The 9,400-nt window shown below is 55.8% G+C and carries 9 protein-coding genes, 1 pseudogene and 1 other annotated feature; of the genes and pseudogenes, 5 read left to right on the top strand and 5 right to left on the bottom strand.

The features are described 5' to 3' along the window. The 3 genes and pseudogenes from QVO43_RS06100 to QVO43_RS06090 form a co-directional block, all read right to left on the bottom strand. A pseudogene (locus tag QVO43_RS06100) lies at positions 1–274 on the bottom strand (sodium-dependent transporter); the annotation flags it as partial. A 111-nt stretch (positions 275–385) separates the two neighbouring features. Further along, on the bottom strand, positions 386–1,858 hold the full coding sequence (locus QVO43_RS06095) for a sodium-dependent transporter (protein WP_022487660.1): 1,473 nt from the start codon (positions 1,856–1,858) through the stop codon (positions 386–388). Positions 1,859–2,009: 151 nt separating this feature from the next. Continuing rightward, on the bottom strand, positions 2,010–2,417 hold the full coding sequence (locus QVO43_RS06090; RefSeq protein ID WP_022487659.1) for a hypothetical protein: 408 nt from the start codon (positions 2,415–2,417) through the stop codon (positions 2,010–2,012). 436 nt (positions 2,418–2,853) lie between these two features. Here QVO43_RS06090 and QVO43_RS06085 point away from each other — a divergent pair, with 436 nt between their 5' ends. Both QVO43_RS06085 and QVO43_RS06080 read left to right on the top strand, forming a co-directional pair. Continuing rightward, positions 2,854–3,621 carry an HAD family hydrolase gene (locus QVO43_RS06085; protein ID WP_022487658.1) on the top strand — a complete coding sequence of 256 codons (768 nt, stop codon included), beginning with the start codon at positions 2,854–2,856 and terminating at the stop codon, positions 3,619–3,621. A 42-nt stretch (positions 3,622–3,663) separates the two neighbouring features. Then, positions 3,664–4,572, top strand: coding sequence for a protein-tyrosine-phosphatase (locus tag QVO43_RS06080; RefSeq protein ID WP_022487657.1), 909 nt, complete (start codon positions 3,664–3,666; stop codon positions 4,570–4,572). 44 nt (positions 4,573–4,616) lie between these two features. Here the strand turns inward: QVO43_RS06080 and cysK are convergent, their stop codons facing one another. Both cysK and cysE read right to left on the bottom strand, forming a co-directional pair. Beyond that, positions 4,617–5,558 carry a cysteine synthase A gene (gene cysK, locus QVO43_RS06075; protein ID WP_022487656.1) on the bottom strand — a complete coding sequence of 314 codons (942 nt, stop codon included), beginning with the start codon at positions 5,556–5,558 and terminating at the stop codon, positions 4,617–4,619. Between the two features lie 211 nt (positions 5,559–5,769). Then, on the bottom strand, positions 5,770–6,468 hold the full coding sequence (cysE, locus tag QVO43_RS06070) for a serine O-acetyltransferase (protein WP_022487655.1): 699 nt from the start codon (positions 6,466–6,468) through the stop codon (positions 5,770–5,772). A gap of 42 nt (positions 6,469–6,510) precedes the next feature. Beyond that, positions 6,511–6,728, bottom strand: a binding site (T-box leader). Positions 6,729–6,865: 137 nt separating this feature from the next. Here cysE and QVO43_RS06065 point away from each other — a divergent pair. The 3 genes from QVO43_RS06065 to QVO43_RS06055 all read left to right on the top strand — a co-directional run bounded on the left by QVO43_RS06065 (position 6,866) and on the right by QVO43_RS06055 (position 9,221). Beyond that, positions 6,866–7,591 carry a L,D-transpeptidase gene (locus QVO43_RS06065; protein ID WP_022487654.1) on the top strand — a complete coding sequence of 242 codons (726 nt, stop codon included), beginning with the start codon at positions 6,866–6,868 and terminating at the stop codon, positions 7,589–7,591. Between the two features lie 264 nt (positions 7,592–7,855). Continuing rightward, a complete protein-coding gene (locus QVO43_RS06060) occupies positions 7,856–8,299 on the top strand; it encodes a Fur family transcriptional regulator (RefSeq protein ID WP_154487834.1) in 444 nt (147 codons plus the stop codon). 136 nt (positions 8,300–8,435) lie between these two features. Further along, on the top strand, positions 8,436–9,221 hold the full coding sequence (locus tag QVO43_RS06055) for an MBL fold metallo-hydrolase (RefSeq protein WP_154487833.1): 786 nt from the start codon (positions 8,436–8,438) through the stop codon (positions 9,219–9,221). Positions 9,222–9,400 lie beyond the last annotated feature (179 nt).

Here is a 9,400-nt window from a genome sequence, read left to right as displayed (position 1 = left end):
GGGCCCAGCGGCTGCCGGCGGGAGCCAGTCTGTCAAAGCAGCGGGCCACGCTCTGGCGGCTGCTCCGGCCCAGGGCGAACTCACACAGGAGCACTGGGATCCCCAGGATCAGCAGGAAAATCAGGTACAGAAGGATGAAGGCGGCCCCTCCGTACTGGCCGCACAGATAGGGGAATTTCCACACATTGCCGATGCCGATGGCGCAGCCGGCGCTGACCAGGATGAAGCCCAGACGGGATTGGAAGGAATCACGGGTGCTTTGCTGTTCTGACATAAGACTACCTCACTTCTATGCTACGAATGATTAATATGTTACAATTTTACAATAAATCTCTGGGGAATGCAAAAAAAAATAAGGGCTGCTGCCTGTGCAACAGCCCATTTTTCATGCTTTCTTTCTTGACGCTGTGTAGAATATGAATCCCAAAAACAGTGCTGCCAGGACCAGCCACTTGGCCAGGACTTCCGGGCCCTGTTTGCTGAACATGTCGTAATACCCTTTCAGATAGATGGTGATGATCAAAAGGGGCAGCACATACAGAAGGTAATTCCGGAGGGATGACGGCAGGTTCCGGCCTTCTCCGTCATTGGCTTCCGCCAGGAAATGGGTCCAGCCCCAGCCGTTCTTTTTGGTGCAGAACAGTACAAAGGCCAGGCTGCCCAGAGGCAGCAGGTTGTTGGAGACGATGAAATCTTCCAGGTCCAGGATGGAAGACCCGGGGCCCAGGGGCTGGAATCCGCTCCACAGATTGAAGCCCAGGACACAGGGCACACTCAGGAGCACAATGGCCAGTCCGTTGATGGCCACGCTTTTTTTCCGGCTCCAGCCGTACAGGTTCATGCCAAAGGCGATGATGTTCTCAAATACGGCAATCACCGTGGACAGGGCTGCAAAGGACAGGAACACAAAGAACAGCATGCCCCAGAACCGGCCGCCCGGCATCTGGACGAACAGATTGGGAATGGTCAGGAAAATCAGGGAAGGACCGGCGTCCGGCTGGATCCCGAAGGCGAAGCAGGCGGGGATGATGATGAATCCGGCCATGAGAGCCACAAAGGTATCCAGCGCTGTAATGGTGGAGGCCTCGCCGAACAGACTCCGGCCGTGGGGCAGGTAGGCTCCGAATATCAGCATGGCTCCGATGCCGATGGACAGGGTAAAGAAGGCCTGGCTCATGGCGGCGTAGATCACATTCCCCCAGCCCAGCTGGGCCAGGGTGTCAAAATTGGGTACCAGGTAGAACTGGATCCCTTTTTCCGCTCCTTCCAGGAACAGGGAGTGGCCGGCCAGGACGATCATCAGCAGCAGCAGGGCGCTCATCATCCATTTGGTGATCCGTTCCACCCCGTTCTGGATCCCCAGGTAGCAGACACCGAAGCCCATGGCGCAGGTGAGCACCATCCAGAACAGCAGGTTGGACGGATCTTTGAGCATGGTTCCGAAGGTGGCGGTGATGAACTGGGGCGAGGCTCCCACAAAGGTGCCGGTAATGTGGAGCCAGCAGTAGTACAGCATCCAGCCGGTAACCGTGGTGTAGTACATCATCAGCATGTAGCAGCCCACGATGCTGATGGACTTGAACCGGTGCCAGCAGGTACCAGGAGGTTCCAGCACTTCGAAGCTTTTGGCGGCGCTGCAGCGGCTGCCCCGGCCGATGGCGAATTCGCAGACCATCACCGGGATCCCCATAATGAGCAGGAACACCAGATAGATCAGGATAAAGGCGGCGCCTCCGAACTGGCCGCACAGGTAGGGGAACTTCCACACATTCCCGATGCCGATGGCACAGCCGGCGCTCACCAGGATGAATCCCAGCCGGGAGCTGAAGGATTCTGTAGATACACCTTTCTCAGACAAAAAAACACCTCATTTCAAAATGTGACAATTCAGTGATTTATATTGTATTATAGTCTGGAAGAAGTTGCAACCTTATTGTTTTACTCAGAGCCAGCGAAGCTGGCATCCATTGACCGTTGACAGCTGACAGCGGCGGCCCTGTGGGCGCCGCTTATCTCGCCTTCGGCTGGATCATGGGCGGAGTCTGGGCCTTGACCTTGGGACCGGTGGGCACGGGGCCCTGAGGCTGGGCAGGCTGGGGCAGAGGAGCGGCGGTTTGTTTGTTCATGGCCGGGGTCTGTTTCTGTCCGGCCTGGGGAAGAGATTTTTTCGGCCCTGCCGTCTTGGGACCGGTTTTCTGCTGGTCCATGATCCGGTTCCGCTCCTGGGCCGCTTTTTCCTCTGCCCGCTGGGTGGACAGGCTGCGCCAGAAAAAAAGACCGGCAGCCAGTACGGCAATCAGGATGATGGACAGGAGACGCTGGGGGGAGAAACGGGGTCTTTCCTTTGAAGGAGAGGCTGCCTTCGGCTGCTTTCCCTCCGGAAAGCCCGTCAGCCATTTCATGATTCTGCGAAGCATGGCAAAAATCCTTTCTTATAGAAAAAAAGTACCGCCCGACTGATCAGTCCGGCCGGCAGAATCTATTGTACATTTCCTGGGGGGAAAAAACAATGGAAAAGGCTGGAGTCGGGAGTCAGAAATCCCAGGAAAGAATCCGTCTGGCGGAAGGATCCTCGTAAAGAATGACACGGCAATCTTGTCAGAGAAATCCCCTTACGGTATACTGGTATCCAGCAATGAACATGCAACGCAGTATCGTTTTCCAGAAAAGGAATCAAAAATATTTTATCTGAGTTTTGCCACAGACGTTGTAGGGGCTCGCCGCAGGCAAGCCCTTCCCGGCCTGCGGTTTTTATGTTTAAAACCATCTGCCTTGGAGATGGTCTCCTTTGGCGTGAGACTGTGTTATAATAGGAAATCATTACAAAGCTATCACTGACAAAGGAAGGAATCCATGGCTAAAAAATATTTTTTCTTTGATATCGATCGGACCCTGGGGCTGGGAATCACCGGGCAGGTGCCGGAAGACACCCAGTACTGTGTGGATGAACTCCAGCGGCAGGGGCATTTTGTGGCCCTGGCCACAGGACGGCTCCAGTGCGATGCGGCGGCTTTTGCGGCCAAACACGGCATCCGTTCCATGGTGGCCGACGGGGGCAACAGCCTTACGGTGGACGGGAAGATCCTGGAGATGGAAGGGCTGCCCCTGGCATCGGCCAAGGCCCTGCTCCGGGAACTGACGGAACGGAACCAGCCCTGGTCCGTGGTGCTGGACAACACCCTGGACCGGTACACTCCCTATCCGGATTATCCCCGGGAGGATCCGGGAAACTACATGAACACCAAAGTCCAGCCGGTGGACATCGACGGCCTGGAACAGGTGTACAAAATCATGTATGTCCGGGAACAGCCGGGCACGGAACCGGCGGACCGGCGGCAGCTGCCCCATCTGCCCTTCATCGACAACACCTGGCTGGTGGAACCGGTGGACAAGGGGGCCGGCATCGAAAAGCTCATGGGCCTTATGGGAGCGGATCCCAAAGATGCGGTGGTGTTCGGAGACGGACTCAATGACATCACCATGTTCCGGAAGCCTTTTTTCGGGGTGGCCATGGGGAACGCCCGGCCGGTGATCAAGGACCGGGCGGACTACATCACCGACGACAACGACAAGGGAGGCATCCTCAATGCCTGCCGGAAGTTCGGGTGGATAAGAGATTAGTGCAGAGTGCAGAGTGCAGAGGAAAGAGAGGAGAGGAGTAAGATGAAGATTTGGAAAATCGTGACGGGGGTGCTGGTGTTCAGCCAGATTTCTCTGGGGGTGGCCCTGGCGGCGGCCCCGTCCCTTGATAAAATCGTCAAACCTTCCAAGGGCTATGTGTGGCGTCTGGATGCGGCCAACAAACTCCGGCTGCCCCGGTCCTGGCGGGTGGATGATGCCAACCGGATGAGCGGCAGCGGCCAGCCTTCCATCCTGAATCTGGCGGCGCTGACCCAGGAACTGCAGAAACAGGGCATCCAGCCAAAACAGGTGATCCTGGTGGACCTGCGCCAGGAGGACCATGGATACCTGAACGGCACGGCGGTAAGCTGGTACGGGGACAACAACTGGGCCAATGTGGGAAAATCCGATGCCGCCATCCGGAAGGAGGAAGTCCGGCGGCTGGAAAAGGAAGAAAACCGGGAAACACCCTACTACCATCTGGACAAAAAGAAAAAGCCCCATTACAAGGGAACGGAAAAAGTACAGGCGGCCCTGACGGAACAGCAGGCAGCGGCTCTGTTCGGCTTGGGCTATGCCCGGTTTGCCAGTACGGACCATACCTGGCCGGAACCGGCGGAAGTGGACGCATTCCTCCAGTGGCAGAAAAACCTGCCGGCGGATGTCTGGCTCCATTTCCACTGCCAGGCCGGGAAAGGTCGGACCACCGCCTACATGATCATGCGGGATATCTGGCTCAACGGGCAGCAGGACAGTCTGGAAACCATCTGCGCCCGGCAGCATGCCCTGGGGGGACAGGATGTGCTCCACATGACCCATAAGGAAGGGTGGCGCCAGACCATCGACGACCAGAAAATCTACCGGCTGAAGCAGTTCTATACATATGTAAAAGAACTCCAACAGGGAAAAATCACCCAAAGCTGGACGGATTATCTGAAAGAGAATCCGTGAAAAAAGGAGTGCTGCACATTGCGTGCAGCACTCCTTTTTCAGTCTCAGTCTTCCTTCTTCAGGAACCCGGGAGTGGTCAGATACCGGTCTCCGTTGTCCGGCAGCAGCACCACCAGGGTCTTGCCTTTGTTTTCCGGCCGTTTGGCCACTTCCACTGCGGCGTACAGGGCAGCCCCGCCGGAAATCCCGATCAGGAACCCTTCATGATGGATGAAGTCCCGGGCGGTTTCGTAGGCCTGGTCCGTGGAAGCCGTGAGGATTTCGTCGTAGATCTTGGTGTTCAGGGTCTTGGGCAGGAAGTTGGTGCCGATGCCCTGGATCTTGTGGGGACCGGGTTTGCCCTGGCTCAGCAGGGGAGAATCCGCCGGTTCCACAGCTACCACTTTTACGGACGGTTTCTTTTCCTTCAAATATTCCCCAACACCGGTCAGGGTACCGCCGGTACCCACACCGGCTACGAAAATATCCACGGCACCGTCGGTGTCTTCATAGATTTCCGGGCCCGTAGTGGCTTTGTGGGCAGCAGGGTTGGCCGGGTTGTCGAACTGTTCCGGGATGAAGCTGCCGGGAATGGAGGCGGCCAGTTCCTTGGCTTTTTCCACAGAGCCTGCAATGCCCTTCTTGGCTTCGGTCAGCACCACTTCGGCACCATAGGCGGCAATCATGTTCCGCCGTTCAATGGACATGGTTTCCGGCATTACCATAATGGCCCGGTAGCCTTTCATGGCAGCTACAGCCGCCAGGCCGATGCCCGTGTTGCCGCTGGTGGGTTCAATGATGACGCCGCCTTTTTTCAGCACTCCCCGTTTTTCCGCATCTTCAATCATGGCCTTGGCAATCCGGTCCTTGGCGGAGCCAGCCGGGTTGAAGCTTTCCAGCTTCACCAGCAGCCGGGCCTGGAGGTTCTTGTCCGCTCCGAACTTCACCGGTTCCAGCAGAGGGGTATGGCCGATCAGATCCAGTACGCTTGTATAGATTTTAGACATAATCATCTCTCCTTTATCACTGACAGAAATGGAATTTTCAACATTCAATGCATTTGGACTGCGTTCCCGGGAACGTCAACATCGGGGTCCCAGGGGCTTGTTCCACCAGTTTTGCTGCAAGGGGAAAACCTCCTTTTTCCAAGGGAAATACTAGGATATCTCTTCCGAAAAAAAGTGCCAGAGCACTTTTTTTCGGAAGTTGACAACACAATCAGCGGAAGTTCACAACCTGCTTCAGGACCGGACCTTCCTGCTGGGCCTTCAGATCACTGACCTGCCGCTTCAGCAGGGCCACCTGTTTTTCCAGGGCGGCGATCTGGTCCTCAATGGGATCCGGCAGCCGGTTGTGGTTCAGGTCCACGTCCCGCTCAGAATGGGCGGGAGCCACCCGGACCCCCTTCCGGGCCACCACATGGCCGGGGATGCCCACCACCGTGGCATAGGGAGGGACTTCCTTCAGCACCACGCTGCCGGCACCGATCTTGGCGCCTTCTCCCACGGTGAAGGAACCCAGCACCTTGGCTCCGCAGGCCACCACCACATAATCTCCGATGGTGGGATGCCGTTTGCCCTTTTCCTTGCCGGTGCCTCCCAGGGTCACCCCCTGGTACAGGGAAACATTGTCTCCAATAATGGTGGTTTCCCCGATGACGATGCCGGATCCATGGTCAATGAACAGCCCTTCCCCGATCTGGGCCCCGGGATGGATCTCGATGCCGGTGGCCAGCCGGGCCAGGGTGGAAATGAAACGGGCGGTGACGAACCAGGATCTTTTATAGAAGAAATGGGAAAGCCGATAGGCCCAGATGGCGTGGAGTCCCGAGTAACAGAGCACGACTTCCAGGGTGTTCTTCACCGCCGGATCCCGTTGTTTGATGACTCGGATGTCGTTGCGCATGGATGCAAACATAGCTTTCTCCTCCCCTTTGGATACAAAAAAAGACCGCCTCTTCCCAGAGGCGATCTCTCGCGGTTCCACTCTGATTGCAGCCAGACTTCGGCTGCCTCTCATACCGGTAACGGCGGCTGCCCGGAAGGCCCTACTTACGTTCAGGTCTTCAGCTCCCAAAGGCATTCCATCTTCTGAAGCTTCGGCGCAAACTTTCAGCCGGTGATTCGCGCTCTCTGTGCCACTTTTTGAAGTGTACTTGTTTTGGTCATTGCCATTGTGTTTTTCACGTTGACTGTATAGTAAACTTTTTCGATACACTTGTCAAGAGAATTTTAAAAAATTTTAAAAGGGAGGGATTGCAGGGAGAAAGGGGGGATGGTATCATAAGGCTTGCATAAAGAAAGAGGGATGTTTTATGGACGGAAGGAAAAAGAGGACGGAAGGGTCCCGGAACCATAGGGGAAAGACCGTAATGCTGGGGGTATCCGCCCTGGTGTTCCTGGGGGTGCTGCTCACCGGCTGCTTTGCCCTGGGGTACAAGGGCGTGGGAGCTCCCGGACCTACGGTGCCGGTCAAAAAGACGGAAACGGTGAAAAAAGAACAGCCGGCCCTGCCGGAAAAGAAGGAGACACCGGTGGAAAGCCTCCAGAAGAAACAGGAGGAACCCAAAGCGGCGGAACCCCAGCCGGCGGCGGAGCAGCCTCTGGTGCCCGGGAAAAAGTACACGGTGCTGGTGGACAAAAGCGACCACAAACTGTACCTGAAGGACGGGGATACGGTAGTCCGGACCTGGGGCTGTGCCATCGGCAAAGGAGGCCTGGGCCAGAAGGAACGCCGGGGAGACAACATGACCCCTGTAGGGACCTTCCGGGTTGATGAAATCGACGACGCTTCCGGCTGGACCCATGATTTCGGAGACGGGAACGGAGAGATCCAGGGAGCTTACGGACCCTGGTTCCTGAGCCTGGATACGGAAGACCTGAGCCAGGGGAACTGGGACGGTATCGGGATCCACGGTACCCATGATCCAGCTTCCATCGGCACCGACGCTTCCGAAGGCTGCGTCCGGCTGGACAACGGCAACCTCCGGGAACTGGAAAAAGTGGCCTATGTGGGGATGCCGGTAACCATCCAGGACTGATATTCATGGCCCATTCATGGAAATAGGGTATGCTGGGAACCCTTGAAGGAAAAAGTTCTATTGACTCGGAATGAATTTTACCTTTTCTGCCGAGACAAAGAATAAAATAAAAAGTATAAAGAAAAGTAATAATAACTATTGGAAACCTTTAAACCCTTATTTTACATGGTGTAAATCAACAAAAAACAGTTGACGAAAAAGACACAAAAAGTTATACTAATTGTAGTAATCATTATCCAAAAGTGCAAGACGCAAAATGAAGGAATGGAGGTGTTGATTACGCTTACTGCTGCTGAACTGGCCAAACTGCTCCGGGACAACGGATGCAAGGTGACCCCTCAGAGACTGGCTGTTTATGACATGCTAGCCCATACAACGGAACATCCTACAGCGGAAATGATCTACAACAAGGTGAAGGAAAAATACCCCACCATGAGTTTTGCCACGGTGTACAAATCCGTGGAGATCTTCAGCAAGCTGCATATCATCCAGGTGCTGAACACCGGGGAAGACAGCTTCCGCTACGATGCCAATGTGATGGAACATCCCCACATCCGCTGCATGAAATGCGGCAAAGTCTGTGATGTGCCCCATCTGGACGCCAAAGCCATCGAAGATAAGGTGGCCAAGGAAACAGGCTTTACGGTACAGGGCCATCAGTTCTACTTCTACGGGCTGTGCGCAGACTGTCAGAGCCAGAAAAACTGAACCTGAAGAAAAAATGCCGGACTCGGAGAGTTCGGTGTTTTTTTACATTTCTTTCCCGGTTTTTGCTATAATAATAAGTATAATAGCGGGGTGGGAACAGCTGCCCCGACATTTTTGTATGGAACGGTGTTATCCCATGACCTTAACCAATTTTGAAGTGGACGTGCTGGCCAGCGGCAGCAAGGGGAATTCTACCCTGATCCGTGCCGGTCAGACGGCCATCCTGATCGATGCGGGGATTTCCTGCCGGCGGATCGTCCAGGGCCTGAAGCGCTGTGGACTGGAACCGGAAGATCTCAGCGGGGTGTTCCTGACCCATGAACACAGGGACCATGTGGCCGGACTGGATGTATTCGCCCGGCACTACAGCTCCGTTCCGGTGTTTGCCAACGAGCGGACCTGGGCCCAGCTGCCTGTCCGGCGCCAGCTGCCCCGGCCTCAGGTACGGGTGATTCCCCGGAGCTGCACCATGGGGAACCTGCGGATCGAACCGTTCCGGATCCCTCACGATGCAGTGGATCCGGTAGGATATGCCATCTTCAACGGAGATGAGAAATGCACCTACCTGACGGACTGCGGAATCATCACGAAAGCAGTGGAACAGGCGGCGGAAGGGGCTTCCGTCATGGTCCTGGAAGCCAACCATGATGAGTCCATGCTCCGGAACGGGCCTTACCCGGTGGCCCTCCAGAACCGGATCCTGGGCCGGGAAGGCCATCTGTCCAACCGGACGGCAGGCCAGTTCCTCACTTCCTTGGAAGACCCTCCTTCGGAAGTGATCCTGGCCCATCTCAGTGAAAAGAACAATACGCCGGATGTTGCCTACCGGACCGTACGGGAAGTTCTGGAGGACTGTCCCCGGACCCGGGAAATCCAGCTGTATGTGGCACAGCAGCAGGAAATGGTCAGCAATGTCCGCTGAAAAGGAGTAAAACCATGAAACATACCATTACCAAGAAAACCCTGAGCACCCTGGTGGCTCTTTCCTTAAGCGCCAGCTTCCTCACCGCCGGCTGCGGCCTGGCCAGCAACAAGACGGCTGCCAAAACGGAAAACAAGCCGGCCCTGACCCAGGAACAGCAGACCAAAAAGGCGGAAGCC

This window comes from Acidaminococcus sp. CAG:542 (assembly GCF_000437815.1).
Taxonomy (GTDB): domain Bacteria; phylum Bacillota; class Negativicutes; order Acidaminococcales; family Acidaminococcaceae; genus Acidaminococcus.
Note: the sequence above shows the minus strand (reverse complement) of the source record. Positions and strands in the feature narration are given on the sequence as shown.

Bases quoted from the DNA above. Each gene is read 5' to 3' on its own strand.
- QVO43_RS06065 (WP_022487654.1), top strand. From the start codon at position 6,866: ATGGACGGAAGGAAAAAGAGGACGGAAGGGTCCCGGAACCATAGGGGA.
- cysE (WP_022487655.1), bottom strand. From the start codon at position 6,468: ATGTTTGCATCCATGCGCAACGACATCCGAGTCATCAAACAACGGGAT.
- QVO43_RS06060 (WP_154487834.1), top strand. From the start codon at position 7,856: ATGGAGGTGTTGATTACGCTTACTGCTGCTGAACTGGCCAAACTGCTC.
- QVO43_RS06085 (WP_022487658.1), top strand. From the start codon at position 2,854: ATGGCTAAAAAATATTTTTTCTTTGATATCGATCGGACCCTGGGGCTG.
- QVO43_RS06055 (WP_154487833.1), top strand. From the start codon at position 8,436: ATGACCTTAACCAATTTTGAAGTGGACGTGCTGGCCAGCGGCAGCAAG.
- QVO43_RS06090 (WP_022487659.1), bottom strand. From the start codon at position 2,417: ATGCTTCGCAGAATCATGAAATGGCTGACGGGCTTTCCGGAGGGAAAG.
- QVO43_RS06080 (WP_022487657.1), top strand. From the start codon at position 3,664: ATGAAGATTTGGAAAATCGTGACGGGGGTGCTGGTGTTCAGCCAGATT.
- cysK (WP_022487656.1), bottom strand. From the start codon at position 5,558: ATGTCTAAAATCTATACAAGCGTACTGGATCTGATCGGCCATACCCCT.